24 protein-coding genes are annotated in these 24,387 nt (G+C 51.8%); 11 read left to right on the forward strand and 13 right to left on the reverse strand.

Annotated elements, in window-relative coordinates; all coding sequences use genetic code 11:
• Window position 1 precedes the first annotated feature (1 nt).
• From J7J49_RS09360 to J7J49_RS09370, 3 genes are all read left to right on the forward strand, one after another.
• The gene (locus tag J7J49_RS09360; protein WP_215092025.1) at window positions 2-472 is read left to right on the forward strand and encodes a thioredoxin domain-containing protein; all 471 of its coding nucleotides are present in this window, start codon (window positions 2-4) and stop codon (window positions 470-472) included.
• Between the two features lie 162 nt (window positions 473-634).
• Window positions 635-841: a zf-HC2 domain-containing protein gene (locus J7J49_RS09365; protein WP_285222422.1), complete on the forward strand. Its 207-nt coding sequence runs from the start codon at window positions 635-637 to the stop codon at window positions 839-841.
• On the forward strand, window positions 828-1,511 hold the full coding sequence (locus tag J7J49_RS09370) for a DUF3047 domain-containing protein (RefSeq protein WP_251048223.1): 684 nt from the start codon (window positions 828-830) through the stop codon (window positions 1,509-1,511). Before J7J49_RS09365 ends, J7J49_RS09370 begins: the two co-directional genes overlap by 14 nt.
• A 159-nt stretch (window positions 1,512-1,670) precedes the next feature.
• On the opposite strand, the gene J7J49_RS09375 is transcribed toward J7J49_RS09370, so the two are convergent.
• Window positions 1,671-1,973: a hypothetical protein gene (locus J7J49_RS09375; RefSeq protein WP_215092029.1), complete on the reverse strand. Its 303-nt coding sequence runs from the start codon at window positions 1,971-1,973 to the stop codon at window positions 1,671-1,673.
• A 380-nt stretch (window positions 1,974-2,353) separates the two neighbouring features.
• On the opposite strand from J7J49_RS09375, the gene J7J49_RS09380 reads away from it, so the two are divergent.
• The 3 genes from J7J49_RS09380 (at window position 2,354) to J7J49_RS09390 (ending at window position 4,835) form a co-directional block, all read left to right on the forward strand.
• On the forward strand, window positions 2,354-2,923 hold the full coding sequence (locus tag J7J49_RS09380) for a sigma-70 family RNA polymerase sigma factor (protein ID WP_215092031.1): 570 nt from the start codon (window positions 2,354-2,356) through the stop codon (window positions 2,921-2,923).
• Window positions 2,924-2,940: 17 nt separating this feature from the next.
• Window positions 2,941-3,144: a zf-HC2 domain-containing protein gene (locus tag J7J49_RS09385; protein WP_215092034.1), complete on the forward strand. Its 204-nt coding sequence runs from the start codon at window positions 2,941-2,943 to the stop codon at window positions 3,142-3,144.
• Between the two features lie 422 nt (window positions 3,145-3,566).
• The gene (locus J7J49_RS09390) at window positions 3,567-4,835 is read left to right on the forward strand and encodes a methyl-accepting chemotaxis protein (protein WP_215092036.1); all 1,269 of its coding nucleotides are present in this window, start codon (window positions 3,567-3,569) and stop codon (window positions 4,833-4,835) included.
• 60 nt (window positions 4,836-4,895) lie between these two features.
• Here the strand turns inward: J7J49_RS09390 and J7J49_RS09395 are convergent, their stop codons facing one another.
• From J7J49_RS09395 to J7J49_RS09440, 10 genes are all read right to left on the reverse strand, one after another.
• A complete protein-coding gene (locus J7J49_RS09395; RefSeq protein WP_215092037.1) occupies window positions 4,896-5,546 on the reverse strand; it encodes a peroxiredoxin in 651 nt (216 codons plus the stop codon).
• A gap of 227 nt (window positions 5,547-5,773) precedes the next feature.
• Complete coding sequence (locus tag J7J49_RS09400) at window positions 5,774-6,811, reverse strand: CNNM domain-containing protein (RefSeq protein WP_064234297.1); 1,038 nt, start codon at window positions 6,809-6,811, stop codon at window positions 5,774-5,776.
• A 136-nt stretch (window positions 6,812-6,947) separates the two neighbouring features.
• Window positions 6,948-7,628 (reverse strand): Fe2+-dependent dioxygenase, encoded by a 681-nt coding sequence (locus tag J7J49_RS09405; protein WP_215092039.1) that lies wholly within the window; start codon window positions 7,626-7,628, stop codon window positions 6,948-6,950.
• A gap of 26 nt (window positions 7,629-7,654) precedes the next feature.
• A complete protein-coding gene (locus tag J7J49_RS09410; protein ID WP_215092041.1) occupies window positions 7,655-9,991 on the reverse strand; it encodes a TonB-dependent receptor in 2,337 nt (778 codons plus the stop codon).
• Between the two features lie 363 nt (window positions 9,992-10,354).
• Window positions 10,355-10,966 (reverse strand): LysE family translocator, encoded by a 612-nt coding sequence (locus J7J49_RS09415; RefSeq protein WP_215092043.1) that lies wholly within the window; start codon window positions 10,964-10,966, stop codon window positions 10,355-10,357.
• Window positions 10,967-11,126: 160 nt separating this feature from the next.
• Window positions 11,127-11,594, reverse strand: a complete 468-nt coding sequence (locus J7J49_RS09420; RefSeq protein WP_007113703.1) for an S-ribosylhomocysteine lyase — start codon at window positions 11,592-11,594, stop codon at window positions 11,127-11,129.
• A gap of 17 nt (window positions 11,595-11,611) precedes the next feature.
• Complete coding sequence (locus tag J7J49_RS09425) at window positions 11,612-11,959, reverse strand: putative quinol monooxygenase (RefSeq protein WP_022522330.1); 348 nt, start codon at window positions 11,957-11,959, stop codon at window positions 11,612-11,614.
• 61 nt (window positions 11,960-12,020) lie between these two features.
• A complete protein-coding gene (locus J7J49_RS09430; RefSeq protein ID WP_215092045.1) occupies window positions 12,021-12,698 on the reverse strand; it encodes a haloacid dehalogenase type II in 678 nt (225 codons plus the stop codon).
• 131 nt (window positions 12,699-12,829) lie between these two features.
• The gene (locus J7J49_RS09435) at window positions 12,830-14,263 is read right to left on the reverse strand and encodes an aspartate aminotransferase family protein (RefSeq protein WP_215092047.1); all 1,434 of its coding nucleotides are present in this window, start codon (window positions 14,261-14,263) and stop codon (window positions 12,830-12,832) included.
• A gap of 84 nt (window positions 14,264-14,347) precedes the next feature.
• Window positions 14,348-15,844, reverse strand: a complete 1,497-nt coding sequence (locus J7J49_RS09440) for an NAD-dependent succinate-semialdehyde dehydrogenase (protein ID WP_215092049.1) — start codon at window positions 15,842-15,844, stop codon at window positions 14,348-14,350.
• A gap of 367 nt (window positions 15,845-16,211) precedes the next feature.
• On the opposite strand from J7J49_RS09440, the gene J7J49_RS09445 reads away from it, so the two are divergent.
• The 5 genes from J7J49_RS09445 to J7J49_RS09465 all read left to right on the forward strand — a co-directional run bounded on the left by J7J49_RS09445 (window position 16,212) and on the right by J7J49_RS09465 (window position 22,849).
• Window positions 16,212-17,294, forward strand: a complete 1,083-nt coding sequence (locus J7J49_RS09445; protein WP_064234291.1) for a coiled-coil domain-containing protein — start codon at window positions 16,212-16,214, stop codon at window positions 17,292-17,294.
• Window positions 17,295-17,437: 143 nt separating this feature from the next.
• Entirely contained in the window at window positions 17,438-18,559 is a 1,122-nt protein-coding gene (locus J7J49_RS09450; RefSeq protein ID WP_215092051.1) for a hypothetical protein, read from the forward strand.
• 117 nt (window positions 18,560-18,676) lie between these two features.
• Window positions 18,677-20,623, forward strand: coding sequence for an AAA family ATPase (locus J7J49_RS09455; protein WP_064234444.1), 1,947 nt, complete (start codon window positions 18,677-18,679; stop codon window positions 20,621-20,623).
• Complete coding sequence (locus tag J7J49_RS09460) at window positions 20,620-21,885, forward strand: DUF6638 family protein (RefSeq protein WP_215092053.1); 1,266 nt, start codon at window positions 20,620-20,622, stop codon at window positions 21,883-21,885. Before J7J49_RS09455 ends, J7J49_RS09460 begins: the two co-directional genes overlap by 4 nt.
• A gap of 316 nt (window positions 21,886-22,201) precedes the next feature.
• Window positions 22,202-22,849, forward strand: coding sequence for a DUF1523 family protein (locus J7J49_RS09465; RefSeq protein ID WP_215092055.1), 648 nt, complete (start codon window positions 22,202-22,204; stop codon window positions 22,847-22,849).
• Between the two features lie 35 nt (window positions 22,850-22,884).
• Here J7J49_RS09465 and J7J49_RS09470 read toward each other — a convergent pair whose 3' ends face one another.
• Window positions 22,885-23,361: an Lrp/AsnC family transcriptional regulator gene (locus J7J49_RS09470; RefSeq protein ID WP_064234287.1), complete on the reverse strand. Its 477-nt coding sequence runs from the start codon at window positions 23,359-23,361 to the stop codon at window positions 22,885-22,887.
• 8 nt (window positions 23,362-23,369) lie between these two features.
• Complete coding sequence (gene doeB, locus J7J49_RS09475; RefSeq protein WP_215092058.1) at window positions 23,370-24,386, reverse strand: N(2)-acetyl-L-2,4-diaminobutanoate deacetylase DoeB; 1,017 nt, start codon at window positions 24,384-24,386, stop codon at window positions 23,370-23,372.
• Between the last annotated feature and the right edge of the window lies 1 nt (window position 24,387).

The following is a 24,387-nucleotide window of genomic DNA, read 5'->3' on the forward strand; positions in this document are numbered from 1 at the left end:
TATGAAGAAAACCCGTAAAACTTTACCTCCTAGGCAAAAAAAAGCACCGAGCAATCCTGCAAAAAAAATAACGTCAATGTTTAGAAAAATACTTATTGCACTTGCGTTTCTAGCCGTTCCGATTGCTTGGCTAATAGCTAACGAACATAACGTGCGTACAGAATCAGATCTTAGCGTTATTGGCAGCGGAACGCCGGTCGCCGTGCAAATTCATGATCATAGTTGCCCACTTTGCCAACGCTTAAAAGCCAATGCCGAAGATGCACTGGCGCAGATAAACGAGCCACCAGCTTGGCGCGTTGTGGATATCAATACAACCAAAGGTGCTGATTTCGCCAATCAACAGGGTGTCGGCCACGTCACGATTTTACTCTTTGATGCCCAAGGCAATCGCCAAGAAACGATCCAAGGGGTCACGAGTGTTAACGCATTGCGCGACGCATTTGAACAGTTGGTAGCTTCACGCCGCTAAGCCTAACCAATCACCTTCATTATATGTTTTACTAACACTTAAATTTGTAAAGCATTTGGCTTAAAAGGCACTAAACGTTAAGCGATGAAATGCCACGGGCGTATCTTCTATGAGCCCCATTCCGGGCGCCTATCGTTATTCGTAAGAGGTTACACTATGATTATGTGTCGTGAAGCAACGCGCTTAATGTCGCTCAAACAGGATAGAACACTGACATTTCGAGAAAACACCGCCCTCCGGTTTCATCTTTCAATGTGCGGAGCATGCCGTGCCTGCACGCGTCAATTCGACCTGCTCCACCAGATCGTTCATCACCACCCCACCCTGAGCACATCATTCAATAAAGATAGCTATCATGACACTCGTTAAGCGCATGAAAGTGGTGTTGATGATAGTGAGTAGTTTATGCAGTGCACCTTTGATGGTAGGCATCACGCTCGCGCAGGAAGTGCATTTTACCCCTAACCAAATCATGACCTGGCCTACGCGCAGTTTTGAAGGTGAAACCCAGTACACAATTGTCGAAAAATCGGGACGACGGGTACTGGAAGCAAAATCCCAAGGGCAAGCGTCTGCCCGCTATCTTGAACGTGATATTGATTTAAACGAAACGCCCTATCTGCACTGGTGCTGGCAAGTTAGCAATACCTACCCTGGATTGGACGAAACGACTAAAGCGGGCGATGACTACCCCGCTCGTGTTTATGTTGCACGTAAAACCGGGCTATTGCCTTGGCAGGTGGAATCGGTGAACTATGTTTGGTCGTCCACTCAAGAGGTTGGAAGCACCTGGAGCAACGCATTTACCGACCGTGCCGAACTAATCGCACTGCAAGGAGGCTCATCTCGCGTTAGGGAATGGGTCGCTGAGGTCCGCGATGTACGTGCAGACTTTGCTGCGCTCTTCGGCAGCTCCCCTGACCTGATTAATGGCGTTGCTTTAATGAGCGATGGCGATAATGCAGGAGGTAATGTAACGGCTTGGTTTACTCATGTTGGCTTTTCAAGCACAAAAGATACCCCCATCTGCCCGAAATAGCTGTCACCAGTCAAAATCCTCAAGATTTATACAGACATTAAGAAAGAGCAAAACATTATTATTTCAACACCCCAAATATATTGTTATAAAAAAGCACCTGGATCATTTTAAAAATGACCCAAGTATAATTAAAATACATATTATCAACGCGCACCCTAATTATCTTTGAAGAACTAGATCCGCAGGCTCCAAGGTAGTCGTTCCTTTCACTGAATACTCGCTCTTTTTAGTCATGAACTTTTGGTCTGTTTGACGATCTCCTTTGTCATATAAAAGGTCATTTTTGGTGAACGTATCGGTTCTTAACGTAGCATGGGATTGTGGTTTTACAATTACCTCATGGCCTGCAGAGCGATCTTTGTTTAGCCCAATCGAGTTATTGGCGAAGGCTAGCGGGCTTGCAGCGATGCCCATACAGAGCCCCATTACGCACATTTTTTTCGCTAGATTATTAAACAACATGTCTATCTCCTTATTTTATTACAGATAGCCGCCTTACTTTTAAAACGTCACAGTAACGTAAATTTCCAGCGTCTGTTTGACTTACGCTATTCTGTGCTCTGAAATGCACAATCATTACACTCTTTATATAAAATTTCTGGAACGTTAGGCTTGTTGGGTAAAGAAAACCATCTCCGTATGCTGATACAGGACTTTTCACATTTTCAATACAAGCGCTCAAGGCCTGTTGACTTTTAAAGCCTGATGATTATAGGTTTATATATATAATAATTTATTGTGGCAGCCAATTCAGCGGCACCTAGTTTTACCATACAGCGAAATGCTGTGATCCGCCCCACTCGCAGCATGCACAGCGGATAATATTTATTCAAAGGAATTGAATGCCTCTTTCCGCTACCTTAGCCGCCGCCCACTTTACCCAGCTACGACCTCGCTTAGTGGCCTTTGCGCGGTTGCAGCTACGTGATACAACCGCCGCTGAAGATGCCGTACAGGAAACCTTGCTCACCGCCTTTGAGAAAAGCGCTACCTTTGAAGGTCGCTCCGAGTTCGAGACGTGGGTATTTGGCATTTTAAAGTACAAAATTCTGGATCAACTGCGTCAGCAGCGCCGTCAAGGGACTTGGCAACCGCTAGACCAGGACTTAGACGACGATACCCTTGATCGTCTATTTCAACAGGATGGTCACTGGCAGAGCGCTGCCCACCCTAGCCACTGGGGCGAGCCTGAGCAGGTATTAGAAAACCAGCGTTTTTGGCAAGTATTTGATGCCTGCCTAATCGCCTTACCGGAAAGCATTGCACGGGTATTTACCCTTCGTGAACTCATGGGGCTTTCCACCGCTGATATCTGTAAGGAAACCGGCATTACTGAAACCAACTGCTGGGTTATCTTACACCGTGCGCGTTTGCGGCTAAGAGAGTGCTTGGATCATGGTTGGTTAAATTAGTTGAAAAGGAGCCTGATATGCTTATGTGCCGCGAAGCCACGGCGTTGATGTCCTTAAAGCAGGACAAAACCCTAACGTTACGTGAAAAGATGGCGCTGCGTATTCATCTGTCGATGTGCCAGGCCTGCCGCACCTGCGCCCACCAATTCGACCTGTTGCATCAAGCTGGCAAACATCATCCGGCCTGCCAGTATAATTCTCGCCAAACGTTAGACGATTAGCCCCTTCAACCAGTCACTGCAAACCACCTCACGCCCCTCTTACGCTTCCCATCAGCAGAATCTTGCGTGCGCCCAACAAAAAAATTATACAAAATCTATACATTGAAGTGCTTTTGTTTATAATTTTCTCTACAATTAAAATTATACACATACTGTACAAGAAGTTAAAAGAAACGGTTGGCCTCCACTGCTTTTTCCAAATTGCTCGAACAAGCAGCTTTTCAGGTGACATCAGCTAACGCTATTTATCATGATCAGTCTGGCTAGATGCCCTGATGATTAGCCGAAACTCATGTTAAAAGACACCTAAAAACCCACAATTGCAACATTTTGTGTCATACAGATACAAAATGATGCTTACAAACCGGGACTGCTCTAACCTTGTACAAATGACTCAAATAGCCTTTTTGACAGGATTAGCAATGTTCACGCGCCTCGCTTCTAATGGTTTACACAGTGCACTGTACCAACATACCGCTTGTATCTCTTTTACACCTGAAGGGGTTATCAAGAAGGCAAGTGAGCAATTCCTAAACGTCGTCGGTTACACCCTTGACCAAGTGAAGGGCCAACACCACCGGGTATTCTGCTTTCCTGAAGAGAGCAATAGCCAAGAGTACCGTGCGTTTTGGCAAGTACTGGCAGCAGGGCATAGTCAGCATGGCCGCTTTCGGCGTTCGGATGCCCTGGGAGAGGAAATCTGGTTAGAGGCCACCTACATACCGATCAGTAATCGGCGCGGTAAGGTTGTCGAGGTGCTCAAAATTGCCAATGACATTACCGCTGCCCACCAAGAGGCGGAACGCAAAAACGCTGTGCTAGACGCGTTAAATAGCTCCATGGCGGTGATTGAATTTACCCCCAGCGGTGAGATTCTCAATGCGAATTCAAATTTTGAGCAGGCGATGGGGTATCGAAATGATGAATTAGTGGGTGCACACCACCGAATGTTTTGTCCCGCCAACTTCTCTCAAGCCAACCCGCGTTTCTGGGAACGGCTTGCTCAAGGCGAATACATGCAGGGTAAGTTCGAGCGTTTGGATTCTCGTGGCACCAGCGTGTGGCTAGAGGCGACTTATAATCCAATTCAAGATAGCAATGGAAACGTAGTAAAAGTGGTCAAGTTCGCCACCGATATTACCCGTTCCGTTCAGGCAGCTGAATCCGCCACTCGCGCCGTCACTGCCGCCCAAAGCACCTCTTCGCAAACAGAGCAGATCGCCCAAAACGGTCTTAGCCACCTACAGCGGGTGGTACGTGACTCTGAGCAGGCGGCGCTAACCTTGGCAGAAGCGCAGCAGCTAATCGCTGCGCTTAACAAGCAGGCACAGAGTATCAATAGCATTACCGAGTCAATTGCCAAAATCGCCAATCAAACCAACCTTCTATCACTCAATGCAGCGATAGAAGCCGCACGTGCAGGCGAACAGGGTCGCGGGTTTGCGGTGGTCGCTAGCGAGGTGCGCCGCTTGGCCAAAGGGTCGAGTGAAGCGGTGGAGGATATTACTCGGGTACTGAAAGAGAACAGCGCCTTAGTGGAACGCACTACCCAGGCCATGCAACAGGTAGTGGAACAAGGCAAATCGAGCCAAGTCAGCGTTGGTGAAATTGAAATTATCGTCAATGAGATACTCACCGGGGCGCGCAGTGTTTCGACCTCGATTGAGCAGCTGGCTCTCGAATCCGCTTGATGGCGCAATGCAAAAGCCAGCGCATCGGCGCTGGCTTTTCGCTTTTCATACCACTCTTGATTAACGCAGCGGCGTCTTACGCAGGTAGGGCAAAACTGTTTCGTAATCGCCATACTTTTGCTTGGCATCCGCGTCAGAGACGCTAGGCGGAATAATCACGTCCTGACCTATTGTCCAATCAGCCGGGGTAGCAACGCCGTGTTTCGACGTGGTTTGCAGCGCATCCAGAGCACGTAGGATTTCCGCAAAGTTGCGCCCTACGGTCATTGGATAGGTCATGGATAGCTTCAGCTGCTTATCCGGCCCAATAATAAATACCGAGCGTACCGTTGCGCTGTCGGCTGGCGTACGGCCATCGGGCAGGTAAGCATCTTCCGGCAGCATGTCATAGAGTTTTGACACCGTTAGGCCGTCATCGGCGATGATCGGAAAATCGACCTCACTGCCGCTAACGGTTTGGATGTCATTGCCCCAGCGTTTGTGGTCTTCAACGCCATCCACAGAAACACCGATTACTTTGGTGCCACGTTTCTTCCACTCAGCACTCAGCTTCGCAACGGCACCGAATTCCGTCGTGCAGACCGGGGTAAAGTCTTTCGGGTGCGAAAACAGGATCGCCCAGCTATCACCAATCCAGTCGTGAAAACGAATCGGCCCCTGGCTAGTCTCCGCTTCGAAATCGGGCACGACGGCATTAATACGTAATGACATGCTTTCCTCCTTAATGGGCATTGGGTGCCCTAATAGCTTAATTGACTTACAGCACCTTCACTATAGATCATTTTGCGCTAAGACAGCGAGTCGTAACACAACGTTCAATCGCTCAGCCAAGCGTAGCCCAACGGCGCCAAAGCCTGAATATAACTAGCTGTAAAAAAGCAGAACGGCGCCCAAAGGCGCCGCTTTAGATCAACAAACAGTGAGGCCCTTGTTAGGGATTACTCTTCTGCTGTGGCGTCTTTATCTTCCCGCTTAACCCGCTTGATCCACTGCTGTTTTGCGTAGTGGCGTAAATTGGCCACGTTGTCGGTCTCATCGACAATATCTTGTCCCAAAATGGTTTCGATAATGTCTTCTAACGTGATTAAACCTACAAAGGTACCGTGCTCGTCGTAGACCACCCGCATGTGCAGGTGATCTTTCAGCATAGAAGTGAATACCTGCTCAACGTTATGTGAGACGTCCACGCTGCCGATCGGATGCATCAGCTCGCGCATCGTTTTGGCATCGTCGGCGTGGTACATATCCGCTTTATGTACATAGCCAAAGGCTTGCTCACCGTTGTCCATCACCGGGAAACGCGTGAACGGCGCTTTGCCATACTGTTCATCGAACGTTTTCACGGTCATGTCCGGTAGCACGGTTTCACATACCGTGCGCGGGGTCATCGCTTTGCTAACCACGATATCGTGCAGGTTTAGCATATTTATAATGGTGCGCGACTCGTCCGCATCCAGCACCTTCTCTTCTAGTCCGACGCGGGCCAGTACTTTAATTTCATCGCGGAGATCAACATCGTGCTCCGACTTACCTAGTCGGCGAGTGATCTGCTCCGACATCCAGATAAAAGGCAGCAGGCCTATAATCATCGGCTTTAAAAAACGTGGCAGAAACGGTGATAAACCGCGCCAGTAAGTCGCGCCAATAGTCTTTGGGATAATTTCCGACAGTATCAAAATCAGCATCGTCATTACTGCTGAGACAATGGCAATAGAGGCTTCACCAAACACGATCGCGGCCTGAGCACCTACCGCTGTAGCCCCCACGGTATGGGCAATCGTATTAAGCGTCAAAATAGCCGCAAGCGGCCGGTCGATATTGGTTTTCAGCTTGGTCAGCGAGGCGTGTAGCTTGGGGTTATCTTCTTTTAGCTTCGCAATATAGCTGGGCGTTATAGAGAGAAGAGCTGCTTCGAGTATGGAACACAAAAAAGACAGGGCAATCGCTAGTGTAGCAATCGAGATCAGGAGGAACATGGTCGCCTAGTGTGATGGGTTATAAGGCGTTTATAGGAGCATGGCTAATCTTTGTCAATAAATGTTTTTAATCGCAATAAAAGAGCCAGCACGTCTATTTGCTGGCCAAGAGATAGAAACAGTTAACACCTTTACATCAGCACTCAGACCACATTCTAACCAAGTTATTATAAGTACCTGTTAGTTGCACAAGCTCGGTGCTCTGCTCGCCATATTGAGCACGCAGCTTACGCAGCGATGTATCCATCTCATAAAGTAGTCTGCGCTGTTCCGTGTCGCGGATCAGACTCTGCATAAACATGTAGCAGCCCAAGCGCTCCCCTTTGGTCACCGGGGTGACTTCATGCAGCGAGCCTGATGGATATGCCACCAGGCTGCCTGCGGGTAATTTCACCGTTTGTTCACCAAAGGTGTCGATGATTTTTAACTCACCGCCTTCGTATTCATCCGGTTCTGACAAAAACAGCGTGGCCGACACATCGGTACGCAGGTAGCTGCCATCAGGCAGCGAGCGCAGCGTACTGTCGATATGTTTACCGTAGTGGCTGTCGTCCACGGTGTAACGGTTAAAGTTGGGCGGGATGATCTTAAACGGCATCACCGCGCTCATCAGCTCAGGAGTACGGTTAAGCGCTCGCATCACAAGTACGCGCAGCTCTCTAAGCACCTCAGAGCCTTCAGGCATTTGCAGATTCTTTTTCACCTGTTTGGCCTGCGGGCCGGCACTGATTCCACGCGCCCACTCGGCACTGTGCAACTGGCGGCGCACCGCCGCCAGTTCTTCAGGTGTCAGAATATTTTCAAAACTGACAATCATAATGTCACCTGATTAAACGCTAATGCTTAAAAGTCGTAGCGTAGCGTGGCAATAACATGACGGCCCGGCCCGGGGATGCCTTGAGCACCGCCTTCCGCCAACTGGGAGATATACTCTTTATCCGCTAGGTTAAAGCCATTAATACGCAGCTGTAGCTCCTCATTAAAGCGGTATGCGGTCGACGCATGGAGCAACGTGTAGCTATCAATTTCCACCTGCCGACGGCGTGCTCCCGGCTCAGACGCGACGTTATTGACCTGATCAGCGACGTACTCCATGCCCCCACCGATGCTCCACTGAGAGGTAACGGCGTAATCGCTCCACAGGTTAAACGTATGCTCAGGCGTACCGCCTAGGCGTGAACCTACTTCCCATGGGTTATTAGAGCTAAGCACCTCGGAGTCCATAAAGGTATAGCTGGTATATAGTTTCCATTCGGGCGTCAGGCTACCCATGGCACCAATTTCAAAGCCTTCTACACGCTGCTCGCCATCCAGTACGTTGAGCAGGTCACCGCCACCCACAGCGGGGGTGCGCGCATTGGTTTTATCGGTGCGAAACAGTGCCGCGCTGACTAACAGGTTATCCGCAACGTTCCACTTGGTGCCCAACTCATAAGCCACCGTTTGCTCGGGGTCGGTATTGAAAGCATCGAGATCGACAATGTCTTCTCGGTTACCGGTTAGGGCGCTGCCACCCCCGGCAAGCTGGACAAGACCTCGGTCAAAAGTACCGGTGACATCAAACGACGTCCCTACCGAGGCATACAGCGTGCCGTTATCGGTGGGTTTGAACACCAGGCCAAGATTACCGCTCCATTCACTGTCGGTACGCGAAATTGGGCCTATTGGGTCTTCCCAGCCGTAATCCGTCGCGGTTGATTCAACGTGATCCCAGCGCACCCCGGCATGTAAATCCCACTGCGGCGAAAAGGCGATGGTATCTAATGCATAAAGGCCAAGCTGCTCAGACTCCAAGCGGTGACGGGTGCCATCATAGGGCACTTCCGGCCGGGTACGGCGTGTGGGGTTATAAAGATTAGTGGCTGGGCCTCTAACGTCGGGGCGGCGACGGTTTTCAATATCGACATAGCCAACTTCCGCACCCAGCACTAAATCATGCTTCAGCGAGCCTGTATCGAAGTTGACGATTAAGTCCGTTTGGTTGAAGAACGACGTATCCGTTTGGTCGCGTGGTTTTAAATCGCCGCGCACCTGAACCTGGGAAAAATCACCGCTGCCAAAGGCTGCTTCAGGAACAATTAAACGCGGCGACGAGGTTAATGAATCATTTTCGACCCGACTTACCCGCAGTTGGTTACGCAGACTCAGGCTATCGCTAAAGCGGTGTTCAACGGCAAGCCCTAGCTGGTTAACATCGATATCTTGGTAGTCATCGACATGGCCAAAATAGTCGCTGTAATCAATGCCTGGCGGCAATGCTCCCGTATAGTAGCCGTCGCTGGCACGCTGGCCGCCCGAGGTACGCCCATTGGAGCCCAACTGACTGGTGTCGCCACTAAACCCTTCCCGATCAATGGGGATACCTTGGTCGGGTGTATTGTTTTGCCGAGTATGTAAAAAGTCGACTTCAACCTGGGTATCGCTTTCAAGGCCCCAGACATAGGCGGCGTAAACACCCTGTCGCTCTTGATCCACCACGTCCCGGCCAGGATTGTCTTGCGTGTGGCTCATCACATTCAGACGCAGCGCGCTGTTATCGTCGATACGCCGGTTAAAATCACCGGTGACACGAAACAACTCATCAGACCCAACGGAGGTTTCCAAACGGTTGCGGTCTTCCATCAAAGGCTGTTTAGTGACGAAGTTAATCGTACCACCCGCAGAACCACGGCCAGAGAACGCAGAGTTAGGCCCTTTAATCACTTCGATTTGATCAACATAGAACGGATCGCGGAAATAATTACCCAAATCCCGCGAGCCGTTCACATTGATATCGTCGCGGGCATTAAAGCCACGAATCTTCAGTTGGTCTCCACCGGGCGGATTGCCCTCCCCGGCCTGCAGGCTGATGCCCGACACGTTGCGCAACGCATCGCGTAACTCGGTAACGTTCTGGTCTTCGAGTAGATCGCTCGTCAGCACTGTAACGATACGGGGAGTTTCCAGCACATCCCGCTGATACTTCACACTATCCATAAAGGTGCCACGGTAGCCGGTTACCGTTACGGTATTCAGCTCCGCCGCTGGGGCATCATCGGATTGCGCCTGTGCATTGACGCTCATCGCGGTCAGCATGCAGGCACTGGCGGCGAGCAGCTTACGATTAAACGAGAAATAGCGGGGCTTGGAAGCGAGCGTTTCAATCGCGCAGGGTAGCGCCTTTTTCTTAATAGTTAGCATGCTTTTTTATTCCCTTAGATGAATCTTATTAACGTCGATGAGCCAACCCAGACGTTTCCACCGCTGTTCCACTAAAGGGAATGCCGTGTTGTTTTATTTGCGGCAAAACTACCAAAAGGTAATCACTATGTAAATAAAAACAATTTATATTTACATAAGGGAATCGTAATTAATACTTTAGCTAAGTAGCTAATTAACAAGCTAATTAATTAAGTGTAGAAATAGCTGAAGGATATATATGCGTAAAAGCTTAGTTAACAACAATGCATATTAACGAGGCCAATCAGCAAGGGGAGATTGAAGCGTGAGCTTATTAGAAGAGCACTCTATATAGATGCTTTTACCGATTGCGTGTTCTCAACCTCAAGCCCTAAGCGGCAGCGCAGCGCCAATAGCGATGAAGATGCCACCGCAGGTGCGATTGAATCCACGGCCCACGCGTTTTAACCAGTGACGAATACGGTTGGCCATATTGGCGAGCAAACCTTCTACAACGCACTCGATAACAACAAAGGTGCCGGCCAGCAGGAAAAATTGCAGCATCAAGCTGCGTTGCGGGTCGATAAACTGAGATAGAAAAGCGCTGAAAAACAGCAGTACTTTGGGATTGGTAATCGATGCTAGTACGCCTTGGCGATAAAGCTGCCAGCCGCTTGCTTGGCCTGCCTTCATATCAAGCTCGCCAGTAATCGGCGGTGAGCGCCATACCTGAATCCCCAGCCAAATAAGATAGGCCCCGCCGACCCACTTCAGCACTGTCAGCCATACCACCGACGACTTAAGCAGCGCCCCAATCCCAAACATGCACAGGACAATAATTAGCATAAACCCTGTCGCGCCGCCGATGATGGTAAACAAGGTTTTACGGCTGCCATGCATGGCGCCGTGGGTCAGCGCCAGCAGACCGTTAGGCCCGGGTGAAAGCGACAGGCCAATGCAGGCAATTAGGTATAAAAGCCAAGTGTCCAACAACATATTGGTGCCTCACCCTTGGAAAATGCGTGCCTTGTGTCAGCATGTCACCGTTGGTGGGCGTTATCCATTCGTAAATGCCCAGACAATAAAAACGCCTCCCCTGCTATATCTGACACAAGGAAGGCGTTTTGATGACTACGCTAGCAGTTTCACATAACGCTTAAGCAAATACTTCAGTCCACTCGCTGCGCTTGGCGAGCAGGTTACGGGCCAGTTCCTGGGCGCCTTCCAAGCTGTGACTGGCAGCCCAACCGCACTGCATTTCATTGCAGGCAGGTACTTCGGTGGCTTCTAGCACATCGTTCAGAGTTTGTTCGATGATGGTGATCACGCCGTCGTAGTCGTCGTGGTTGATCATCGCGATATAGAAGCCGGTTTGGCAGCCCATGGGGCTTATATCAACCACTTTATCGGTGTGATTGCGCGACAGTTCAGCCATTAAGTGCTCAAGGGAGTGCAGCGCGGGCATATCCATATGCGCTTTGTTGGGCTGGCAGATACGCAGGTCGTATTTATGGATACGATCGCCATTCTGGCCTTCCTTGATATCGGCTAACCGTACGTACGGGGCTTTTACCTTAGTGTGATCCAGGTTAAAGCTCTCAACGTTCATCTTTTTATCGGTCATGTTAGCTCCTTTTTAGCTTATACCTTGGGCGCGTCAAAATTCCATGGCTCATCGGTGTAAACGCACACATTGGCGTCTTCGATATCGCCATCCGGTGCTTCCACGTGTTTGGCAAAGAAGTCTTGAATCTCTTTGCGCTGGCAGTGCGCTTCAAACTCTTCACGACTGGCCCAGATTTCATGAAAAACAATCGGGTAACTGGTGCCCTGGGCGAAGGGATTATCGATCTGCCGGGTCACGGTGTAGTGAATGCACGCGTCTTCACGGTGGGTATTCGGCTCTAACGACTGAAGCGCTTTGAATACCGCTTCTTCTTTACCCGGTTTGGGTTTAAAACCGGCAACACAGTAAATTTTTTCTGACATGCTCATCTCCTAAGTCGTTAAGCGTGCGTCATTATGCGGCTTGTCGACGTAAGTTAACAACCTAGCGGATGATGCGTTCCGCCAATGTCTCTAGATCGGTAACCGTCATATCCGGCTCGACTCCCCATGGGTCGAAGGGGGCATCTGAGCTGCGGCGTATCCAGGCACTGCGTAACCCTGCATGGGCGGCGCCAATCACATCAAAGGAGTTACTGGACACTAGCCATGTGTGCTCGGGGCGCGTCTCTAAGCGACTACGCAGATGAGAGTAAACCGCTGGGTCTGGCTTAAAGCGTTTTACCTCATCGGCGCTGATCACATCGTCCATATGACTCTCAACGCCCGCACGCGTTAGCAGTTTGGACACGGCTTCTGCGGTGCCGTTCGAAAATGCCACGCAGCGTATGCCCGCATCACGAAGCTGATCGAGCGCAGGTATTACATCACCAAAAGCGGGCAGTTCACCGTACACCGCCATCAGATGGTCATGATCGTTATCCGAAAGCCCTGTTTGCAGGGCGCGGTCGACAAACACCAGCGCTTCGCGGGTACACTCCGAAAACGGCACGTAGGCGCCCATCAGGCCATGACGAAAGCTGTATTCCAGCTGTTTTTCCCGCCAGCGGCGGGCAAAGTCAACTGCTTTGGAAGCATCCGTTAGGCGGCGCTCCAGTTCAACCGTAACGCCCTGAGTATCAATCAGCGTACCGTATACATCGAAGGCTAAGACCGGCTGCATCAGTGGCTACTCCTTAACTATTAAATGGCTTATAACGCTCTCAAGCGTCATGCCATTAAGCATAGCTGCCCCTTTCAAAAACAGAAACGCCGCTGCACAGGCAGCGGCGCTCATAAGGCTTCAAGCTGTTATTAAACGGTAAATGCCGCCTCTTGCTGGCCAGTTTTCAGATCTCCGGAACGAACCAGTTCATCGGTCACCCGGTCGATGGCACGCTTGGCACGGCCAATCATCTCGTCCACTTCATCACGGTTGATGGTCAGCGGCGGTGCGAAACCGAGAATATCGCCCTGGGGCATGGCACGAGCAATCAGATTCTCTTCCATGGCGGCAGCGGCAACTCGGGGGCCGACTTTGAGGGCCGGGTCGAAATGCAGGCGCTGCTTGGCATCTGGCGAGAATTCCAACGCTGCCATTAGGCCAACGCCACGTACGTCGCCTAGCAGCGGGTGACCTTCGAAGTTAGCCTTTAGCTGCTGCTGGAAGTAACTGCCGGTTTCTGCCGCGTTACCGACCAGATTTTCACGTTCAATGATATCCAGGTTGGCAAGGCCCGCTGCGCAGCCCAAGGCGTGACCGGAGTAAGTCCAGCCATGGCCGATGGGACCGTATTCACCGGTGCCCTGTTCAAGTACCTGCCAGACTTTCTCACCGACAATCACGCCAGAAAGCGGCTGATAGGCGCTGGTGAGGCCTTTGGCGATAGTGACCAGATCAGGCTTCATATTGTAGTGGTGGCTGCCGAAATCAGAGCCAGTACGGCCAAAACCACACACCACTTCATCGGCAATTAGCAGCACGTCGTACTTCACCAGCACGGCTTGGATCGCATCCCAGTAGCCTTCCGGCGGCGGTACGATACCGCCAGTACCCAGCACCGGCTCGCCGATAAAGGCGGCCACGGTATCCGGGCCTTCTTCCAGAATCATGGCTTCCAGTTTCTCGGCGCAGTAGGCGGAGAACTCGAGCTCCGTCATACCGTGCTGTTCGGCGGCGCGCAGGTAGTAGTGCGGCGCTTCGGTATGACGAATGGTATCAATCGGCAGATCGAAGTGGTCGTGGAACGCTTTTAGGCCGGTTAACGAACCCGAGGCGATTCCGGAACCGTGGTAACCGCGCATGCGTGAGATGACCTTTTTCTTCTGCGGGCGACCCAGCACGTTGTTGTAGTAGCGCACGATCTTGAGCTGAGTTTCGTTGGCATCCGAGCCAGACATACCGTAGTAGACCTTGGACATATTCATCCCGGCGATTTTCAGGATGCGCTCGGAAAGCTCGATCTGCGGCTCGTTAGAGTGGCCCACATAGGTGTGGTAGTAAGAGAGTTCCAACGCTTGCTTGTAGATTGCCTCGGCGACTTCGGTGCGCCCGTAGCCGATATTAACGCAGTAAAGCCCGGCGAAGCCGTCGATAAATTCACGGCCATCTTTATCCACGATATTGATGCCTTTACCGCCGGTAATTACGCGGCCCGGCGAATCGCCATGGGCGAAATCACGCAGGTGGGTAGAGGCGTGAAAAGTGACTTTACGGTCGCGTTCGATTAAATCCTGATGCAAGCTCATAGCGTTCTCTCTATACAGTAAACCTCCCCAATGTTTGGGGAGGGCATTTTAAAGGTTTGCTTACGGCTGGGAATAAAAGCGCCGCTAGCTACCGGAGACGGAACCCAGCGCGCCCAGGCAGTAATACTTCGTTTCCAGATACTCATCGATGCCGGTAGCGCCGCCTTCACGGCCAAGGCCAGACTGCTTTACGCCGCCAAACGGCACTGGCGGGCCGGTCATCTTAACGGAGTTGACGCTGACCATGCCGTATTCCAGCGCGCGCATTAGCTTCCAGATGCGGCGGATATCGTGGGTGTAGATGTACGCAGCGAGGCCGTACTCGGTGTCGTTGGCCATCTCAATCACTTCGTCGTCGGTGCTATAGGCGGTGATACCAGCCACAGGCGCGAAGTTCTCTTCCCGCCATACTTTCATCTGCGCCGTCACACCGGTCAGCATCACCGGCATAAAGAAGTTCTCACCGGGCGCCTGGCTTTGATCACCACCGATCATAGTGGCACCCTTGGAAACAGCGTCATCGACAATCGCGGCCGCTTTTTCCACCGCCTGGCGGTGAATCAGCGGGCCAAGATCAATCTCACTCTGCAACCCGTTGCCCAAGGTTAGCGCCAGCATACGCTCGCTGAAATACTCGACAAATTCATCATGGATGGATTCGTGCACCAGAATACGGTTGGCGGCCAAGCAGTCCTGCCCCGCGGTTTGGAACTTAGCATCGATTGCTGCGAAGGCCGCCTCTTTAGGATCCATATCTGGCCCCACGATAAAGGGCGCGTTGCCACCTAACTCCAGGGAGAGCCGCTTGACGGTGTTGGCGCTCTGCTCAATGAGCAGGCGACCGACTCGGGTGGAACCGGTGAATGACAACGCCCGAATGCGCGATTCAGCGCAGAGAATCTTCGAGACTTCCGCCGGGTCGCCCAGCACCACGTTGAAAATCCCCGCTGGAATCCCCGCACGCTCGGCCAACTCCGCCAGCGCTAAAGCAGAATATGGCGTTTCATTGGCGGGTTTGACGATCACCGGGCAGCCCGCCGCCAGCGCCGCAGCGGCTTTACGGGTAATCATCGCCAGCGGGAAGTTCCACGGCGTAATCATCGCCGCAATGCCGACCGGCTCTTTAATGGTACCGAGTGATGCGTTGGGGATATGGCTAGGAATAGTTTCGCCGTAAGTACGCTTACCTTCTTCAGCGAACCAGCGCACGAAGCTGGCACCGTACTCGACCTCACCACGGGCATCGGGCAGCGGCTTGCCCTGCTCCAGCGTCATAATGGTAGCCAGGTCTTCGCGGTTGGCTTGAATCAAGTCGTACCACGCCAACAGTTTCTCGCAACGCTCATCCGCGCGCAGTGCCCGCCACTGCACAAATGCGTCTTCCGCGGCATCGACCGCAGCGGTAATCTGCTCGGCTTCTAAAAGCGGGATATGGCCAATCACTTCATTGGTAGCGGGGTCGTACACCGCCTCTTCGCGACCGCCTTCACCGTGGGTCCACTTGCCGTTCACGTAGGCGTACTGCCGGAACAGGCGCGGATCTTCCAGGCGCTTGGCGAGCGTGGTCGAAAGTGTGGTCATGGGAACCTCTCCTTAAATGCAGTCAGGCTAACCTAGCGCTGCAGAAACTGTGTGGCATTGCTAGCAAGCGCTCATTAGCCTTGCCCTCGAATGCCCCCAGGTTAACGGAGAGGAGCCACGAAGTGTTTTTGAAAAGACTGCGTAAAATTGCATTTTTTTTTGTAAACGAAGTATAAACAGACTTTTTTTCTGCCGTTACTCCACGCCTTTATTATTACGGATATACGCTTATTGCTTCATTGCCGGGCAACTAATTGCCCGGATTTCATCGACCTTTTAAGCTGTATAACATTGACATGTGAAACTAAAATCACCTATAAAGCCTCTTTTATAAGGATCTTCACCATACTTCATTAAGGACGAAATCATGAGTGCATCTCAATTCGACAAAATGATCCAGGACTCGCAAGATACTGTTAAGGCTTCCAAAGCCAAGATATCTGCAGTGACATCGCAATTGGACACCGCGCGAGAAAAAATTGAGGCTGGTGAAGATATTGGTCTTGATATCGAGAATGCCACTCTTGATGATGTGCAGGCTCACGCTGATCTGATGAACGCCAACATCGCCGAACTTATTATGGGTTTGGACGATACCACCGCGGCATTTTCGAAAGATTTTGACGGCATGCGTTCGAAATCAAGCTGGGAAAACTTTGTCGGTATTTTCAGTAAAGGAAAGTCTGAATCACTGCGTCAAGAGCGTATTCGTGGTGCAAATATCGACGATAAGCTGCAAGACCTGATTTCTAAATCAGACATTATTGTCAGCCTATTAAAAGACCAGCTAGAAACATTACAAGAACAGCAGGAAAAAGTTCAACAAAACCTCACTTCCACTCTTGACGACCGCGAGGCGACGGTACACGAGCTTGAAGCCGCTCGCGCTGAGTTAGTGAAACTTGACCCAGCAATTGTTGAGTTGGAAAACAAAATCTCTGTAGAGCAGGATGCTACTTCACGCACCCAGCTTGAATCTGAATTGGCCGGTCTGAACGAAAAATATAATGCGCTGGTACAGCTAGAGCAGGTCAAAATCGCGAAATCTCAGACGCTTGAGCGCTATGTCGAAAAGGGTAAAACCTGGGTCGATAGCTTGCAAAACCAAGCGGCTACCCAAATGGTGCTAATCAATAAACTACAGACGGATACCCAGCAGCGCGTTGTGCTTTATGACGCACTGACGAAGTCGCTCAAAACGGCCCAGCAACAGGAAGTCGCCCACCGCATCAACGAAATCGGTGTTGAGACCGACAAGGAAGCACAAACAGCGATGGCGGGTATTGGTGCAGCTACAAATCAGCGCATGGCCGACATGATGGAAGCGCATGAAGACAGCATGGTATTTGCTCGCGACATTATTGAGAAAAAAGCCAAAGCCGACGACCGTTTTGCCCGTCGTTTCTCCGCCATCGTTGAGAAGCATGATAAGAACCTGTACGGGGGCTAATCTTCGCCCAATCTTTGCCCCCAACACAGCTTATTAACAGAGTGATCAATCAGCATTGGGTGAATACCACCCAGTGCGCCGATTGGCGCTCTAAGTCAACGAAAGGATGATCGAGAACACGCCTGTTCTCGAGAGGGAAACCAATGACAGAGCTTAGCCGCGATCATACTGACTTGGCAGACCCGTTTGCCTCGCGTCGTTATTTTCGCAAGTTCGAGCATATTATCCATTACCTCGCTAGAACTGCGGTCACGCTGCAGGCAGAAGGAAGGCTTACCAAAACCAATGCCAAGGTATTAACGGACTATCTAATTAGACTGAACCGTACTTTTAAGGCATTGAGCATGAAATATCTACTCGTCGGCAATGAGCAAGGCCCTCCGATGGATAGCCTGACGATGGATAAGCGGGACAGCGGCTTCCCGGTGGCATCCGAACTGTTAACCATGGGCAATGATGTTCAGCAAGCGGCGCTTCATCTTGCCAACCTGCCTTCTGAGAAGTCCCTGAAGAAGCAAATGCTTCACACCATTCTTACTGAACGACAAACACCCACCAAGCTACAGTTTGCGCTGTCGCAGCGTCTTTACTATGAGACGCTGACGAAAGGCGGCCTATTTTGGGCACGCAATGATCCAAGCCTTGTTTGGCAGGGCACCAGCGACAATGGCCGCCGCCAATTCCTTATCCATTGGGCGGTTTACGACAGCCAAGTCAACCTACCCGTCATCTATTTGGTAGAGCTGGAAGATAGTGGCAAGACGCCCCTGCCCCAGGATCAAAGCCGATGGCCCCAGGTGCAGTCACATCTTATGTCGCAATCTTTAGTGGGTTTGAAGCTACTTACTATCGCGCAGGGCTTCGATAAGGATTTCAGTGACCTTCACCCCAAACAGTTGAGCCGCTACCACCTAGGCCCGATGTACTCGTCGGCTTATACCGAGCAGTCAGGCCCCTTGCATCAAGTGCTTGAACAGGCAGCTACCCAGGAGGGCCAAGACTGGGCGCTCGCTTGGACGCTTGAAGAATTAAATAGCGAACAGGTGCGCGAGGAGCGCGCTGGTTGGTTCAGCAAAGTAGAGCGCGAAGTTTTTGCCCTTGACCCCTTCGGCAGTCGAGGAGTTGATACCGGTGCCACGCGCACAGAGCGCGCCATTATATTGCCGCAGCACCCTTTTCAGGTGCTTGCCGAGCTTGATCCCCCTGGCTTTCTAGATGTGCGCAAGTTTGTGGTTAGCCCGAAGGGGCAAGTACTGGGTTACTAAATCACCGCAAATCAAAATTACCGACTCTGGCGCCCACAGATACAAGCAGCAATGTTGCGCGCTAACGGTATTGAAGCAATGTCATTAGGGCAGGATAGCCCTATAACCGAGGATGTCATGAGTTTTACCAGCGACCAGATGGAACTTCGAGAAGAGGATATTCGCAAGCATTACGGCACCGCCACCACGATGCTAGAAGGAATAGACCACACGCCACGGTTGGCCAAACCCCAGGCCTCAGAACAAACAGCAGCGCCAGAGCGCTCACCCGGTATCGGTCAGACTCGCCGTTTGCGCTCAACCACGCCTGGCTTGGTGACCCGTTCAACCGCCCGCCCCGATGGCGTACATCTGCGCGCACGCATCGAAGGGGTCGAAACAGACGATCCTTTTGTTTCACCGCTCCAAGCCACCGCTCTCCATCAACTGAGACGGGCATTGGCTATCGCATTGGCGGTGGGCGAAGCCTACGCTGATTCATCAGGCCTTAGCGAACTTAAGCGGGCTAATTTGGCAGGCACCCTGGACACCGCACGTAAAACTGAATTTACGCAGCTACTGGCAGGCGAAGCACTTGCTGTCGTGCACGTATTTGCCAATGCCACGGCCTTCCTGATGGCACCTCATACTAACGAGACCAGCGTCGAAATTGGTGAGGTAGCGGAGCTACTAACTGACAATGCGCCCCTCGCCCTGAACGGAACGCTCTGGGAACTCGACCAAAAGCTTACGCTGCATGCCACCGATGAGAGCCAACTGCCAGCAGCGCTCAGTGCCTTTGCAGAGCAGTGCATGGAAAAAGTTGCGCTGCGCGCACAAAGTGCACCGCGACTCTCACCGTTTAGCGACGCAGTTTGGCGTGTAGAGGCCGATGACCTGACGCTGCGTGGGTTTGAGCCTGCCACCAAAGCTAAATCCACCACGCTAACCATGACCTTCAAAAAGCCTCATGAGGTGGTGGGCAACCATATCGCCAAATACCAGTCGCTGCGGCTCGCCAAAATGTTGATGGCTTACGATTTCGAGCGCCGCTTAAACCCCTTCGCCGAGATGGGTGGTTTTATCTTCACGTTTATGGGTGACGGTAAGCCAGGGACAGGTAAAACCACTTTGATTCAGATGATGGCAGGGTTACTAAACGACTACTGCCAGGCGGCTGGGTATCCGTTTCGTTATCAAAATTTCGGTATCGACAACATTGACAGCTATCAGGGGAAATCCGGCCAAAACGCTAAGGCATTCATCAGCAACCTGATGGATCCAGGTGTTATCGGCTTCGGCACCGTCGATGATATCGACCAGATCGCGGGAAAACGTGGAGATCGTCAATCTTCCGCAGGCCAACAGGAAGTGACTGCTGTGTTGATGGATGCCTTTGCGGGCGCTAACACGGTCGTGCGCGGCAACTGTTCCTTCGGCATGTTTTCTAACTACCCCGAAAACGTCGACGATGCCTTGCGCCAACGTTCCGGTGCGCGCTTTTTGGTCGATGGCCCGCAAACCCGCGAAGATTACATCGATGTTCTACACCTCCTGCTAGGTAAGGATCACCAGATACCGCTGGGCGAGCACGCGCTTTACGCTGCCCAGGAGATCCAGAAGGCAGTGGCCAACTCTTTTCAAGCCCATAGCCGCCCTCAAGAAGAGGCACTGCTGGCGGTATTTGATCGTGTTCATTCGCAAGTCGGCGAGCTTGATACCATCGCCAAGCTCGGCACGTACCTGAAAGCCATTCAGGAGGCCGACGAGCGCTTCACCGGACGCGCTATCAAGAACATCACTGATGCCGTCAAGGTGCGCTCGATGGATTTCGAGCTCCCGGACGAATGGATGGAGAACCCAGAGCTTTTCCTGTTTAAAGATTACGATACAAAATCCAACATGATTACCGAGCTGAGGGTTCCTATTACCACCGATATGGTGCTACAGGAGATCAACCGTTACGCCGACAGCGAATTCCGTTATGCAGGTAAATCCGATGCTGCTGCCATCGACACCATGGTTCGCGACCTAGGTCTTCAGGAAGCGGCGCGTCGGCGCTACCTGGAGGAGCAGCAAACATGAAACGCTTGATCGAAAAGGGGCTGATGTTTGGCAACCTCTTTCATGTCAGTTCGCAAGCGCTGGTCGAGCGTTATGGCCGTGCACTGCAGCATCTCACCGGGAGAACCACTGCGCTGACAGAGTTCCATATCGACATCTCCGGCTATTCGCCGGAGATCGGTGATGAGCTAGAAGATCATTACTATTTGAATCACGGCGGCGTCAATCGGCAGTTTATCCTGCTCTCGATCGAGCAGAAGTATTGCCCACTTCTCAACGCCAAGTTCTCTACCAACCGAGACATACTGCGCCGTTTTATCGATGCTAACGAACAGCAGCTTTTTGCCTTAACAGCAACCGATGCGGTGGCGGGCGAGCTGGAAAACTCTGTGCTGGATGTTGCTATACCAGAACGGCTATTTGATATTCGACGCATCGTCATTGAGGCCGACACGACCACGGGCACCATCGCAGAAGCTGAGCGCTTGGAGTCCCTAATCGATCGCTTTATGGAGGAAGAGGACAGCTGGTTCGATAACGGCCTGATTGACGATATGGTCGATACCGTCAAGCGTACGGGCAACATTTCACGCAACCCAGTGCGACTGGAACATGCGGCATTTGAGCAAAAGAATTTCTGGACGGCACATTTCGGCGGCCTTTATCTCTTTCAAGATATCGATAGCACGGCTTTAATCGCCAGCACCGAAAAACCGTTAGGGAAATTTCCAGTTAAGCAAATAATGAGCCTGGATGAGCGCAAGAAGATAGGGCAATTTTTACAAGACAATCAGCTTGCCGAGCCCATTATCAAAGGGCGAGATACCCAGGAAGTCGATATCCTGCGCCAAAAAATCACCTTTATACTGGCAGAAATCCTGACGCAAAAGGGAATGGACGTCACGGGCCTTTCGTATACTGATATGCGGCGCCGCGCCTCACGCTATGCAAGCGAGTTACCCCATGAGTACGATGGCCTAGCGGCTATGATGCGGTGGGCCGAAACACGCGGCGCCAAACCCAGAATCGAGATGGAACACCCCAGCTATTTCTACTTGATGCGTGCGACGAACACGGCGAACAAAGACCTCGTCAATATGCTGCTAGCCGAGCTATCGCCCCTTGATACCCGCCAGCTGTTCATCTGCCATAAAAACGAATTTTACCGTCAATACCGCACTTGGCCTGAGGCGAAACAAGCCTACTGCTGCGACTTTCTCTCGCGCGAGTATGCACCTGATAAGGCCGGCGCACGTGCATACCTTTTCGGTGCAGACGAATGATGTTGCGCCTCCGTTTACAAGCTCTACGGAGGAGCACTCGGTGTTGCCCTTTATGCGACTTGTTCTGACGTTCATTTTGACACTGGCGCTTCTGTATAACGCACTCGCCGTCTATATGCGCTTCAGGCATCGCTTAGCACTACAAAAGCGTTGGGAGCGAAAAGCTTCAAACACATGTCGTGCCAACTTTATACGCCAAGGCATGCAGCAGTACGACCGCTCTTTACGACGCAAGCTGATCCACTTGGTCTACGTTATACCGCCAAGTGCCATCTTGCTTACCCTCTACGTTACCAATTACATGTGAGGAGACCCGATGGTCTATGTTAAATGGTTTGTTTTGCTTGTCTTCTGGACACTTTTCGCTGCCTTTTTAGACTACAGCTTACCCAAATATGATGTGGTGCGTATCGTCAACACCCACGAAGAGCGTATCGACCTGGATGATTGGACACGGATTTTTTGGTCTGACCCAACCGCCCAGTCGAAGCGGCTGATGAACCGTGACGTGCAATTTATTCAGGGTGTACGGAGTAACGGTCGTACCATTGTGTACCGCAATGAGGATACCGGCTGGGGCTGGCCACCCTATTTCAAATTCGATACGGCGAACCTTTACACCGAGGCCAACGACCTAGTCTCCACCAAAACAGATCCCCAGTGGGTTGCTGTCAGATACTTTGGCTGGAGAAGCATCTTCTTTTCTATTTTCCCCAACGCCATTTCAATTACGCCCGTTGATGGCCCTGAAGATAAGCCCTTTAACTGGTTCTCGACACTTTTTCTGGTCACCTTTGGCGGCCTATTTGGATACGGCTACTACCGCTGGAGACGCTTTCGCCGTGACCGCTTATCGCCCGCTTTTGATGGGGTCAGCGATAACTTTAGCGCTGCAGGCGACGCCATCTCCAGAAAACGAAACCGCTTCCAAGCATGGCTGGATACCTGGAAAACAAAGAAATAGACACTTAGCATTAAAGCTTACTGAGGTTTAAAGACCTACATAGAGCCGTCGGTTTCAATTCCCAACGGCTCCTGCTTAACGGTCTTCGTCACGATATAGGTGAAATAACGTTCTATACCAGCCTCGGAGACCAGCCATTTATCCATCAAACGCTGATAACTATCGATGGTGCGCGCTTCAAATTTCACCAGGTAATCCACCCCTCCCCCTACCGCCACACACTCGGTAACTTCCGGGGTTTGCATCACCAGGGCTTCAAAGCGGGTGAAGCTTTCGGCGTTGTGCTGTTTGAGCTCGATTTGCACCCATACAGGGTTGCGGGGCACCAGCACATCGGTATTGATGCGTGCGCTATAGCCTTGGATCACCCCAGCTTTTTCCAGCCGCTTTACCCGCTCCCAGCAGGGGCTGACCGAGAGGTTGATCGCCTCGGCCAGCTTCGACTTGGTGATTCGCCCATCGCGGGAGAGGATGTCGAGAATTTTCAGATCGTAACGGTCAAGTTTCATCATGCCGAGGGCTACGCCTCCAGGCGTTCAACAACATCGGCAATCACCGCCAGGGTATCCCCCATATTGATCAGCGAGGGCGCGCGCCGAGCCATTAGAATGCCATCGCGCTCCGCTTTGTAAGCGACCGGATCGGTGCCGCTACGGGTCATGTCGTACACGTAGGCGATGGTTTGGCCTTTTTTGACTTCGTCACCTAACGCCACTAACAGTTCTAAAACACCAGAGTGTTGGCTCTGCACGTAGCAGCTGGCATCCGGCATATCGAGGTACATCTGCCCACCTGCGGGCATTTCCAATTCGCCTTCTACCAGACCGTAGTGAATTAAGAAGTTACGCACACCGCGTTCAGCAATGGCGATACTCTGGGGCGTCGAGGTACCACCGCCGCCCAGCTCAGTAGCCACAAATACCTTGCCCTGACGCTCGCAGGCGGTGTCAAAGAGTCTTTCCGCATCCAATTCAAACATCACCATGGCGTAAGGGGCGCCGAAGGCTTTGGCACCTTCCAAAGCGGCCTGCTGCTGTGCTTTATTGTCCAGCACGTGGGACGCACCAAAGGGCAGAATGTCCAGCGTGCGCCCACCGGAGTGCAGATCGAGCACTACATCCGCCATGGGCACCAACACGCGGGTGAAGTAGTCGGCAATTTGCGGTGTCACGCTGCCGTTGGGGTCACCTGGGAAGCTTCGATTTAGGTTGCCCTTATCCATCGGCGAGGTGCGTTTGCCCGCCATCACCGCTGGGGTATTCATGCACGGCACGATAATTACCCGGCCCGTGACATCCTCTGCTTTCAGCGTTGAAGAGAGCTTCAGCAGCGAGGTAATACCCTCATATTCATCGCCGTGGTTACCGCCGGTCAAAAGCGCCGTGGGGCCGTCGCCATTTTTCACTACGGTGACAGGGATCATCACCGCGCCCCAAGCAGATTCATCGGTTGAGATCGGCAGCTTTAAAAAACCGTGCTGTACACCATCGGCGTCAAAATCCACGGTGGCAGAAATAGGGCTGGGTCGCTGGGTCATT

The sequence above is a fragment of the Halomonas sp. ISL-56 genome, assembly GCF_018612805.1.
In the GTDB taxonomy this organism is placed as follows: domain Bacteria; phylum Pseudomonadota; class Gammaproteobacteria; order Pseudomonadales; family Halomonadaceae; genus Vreelandella.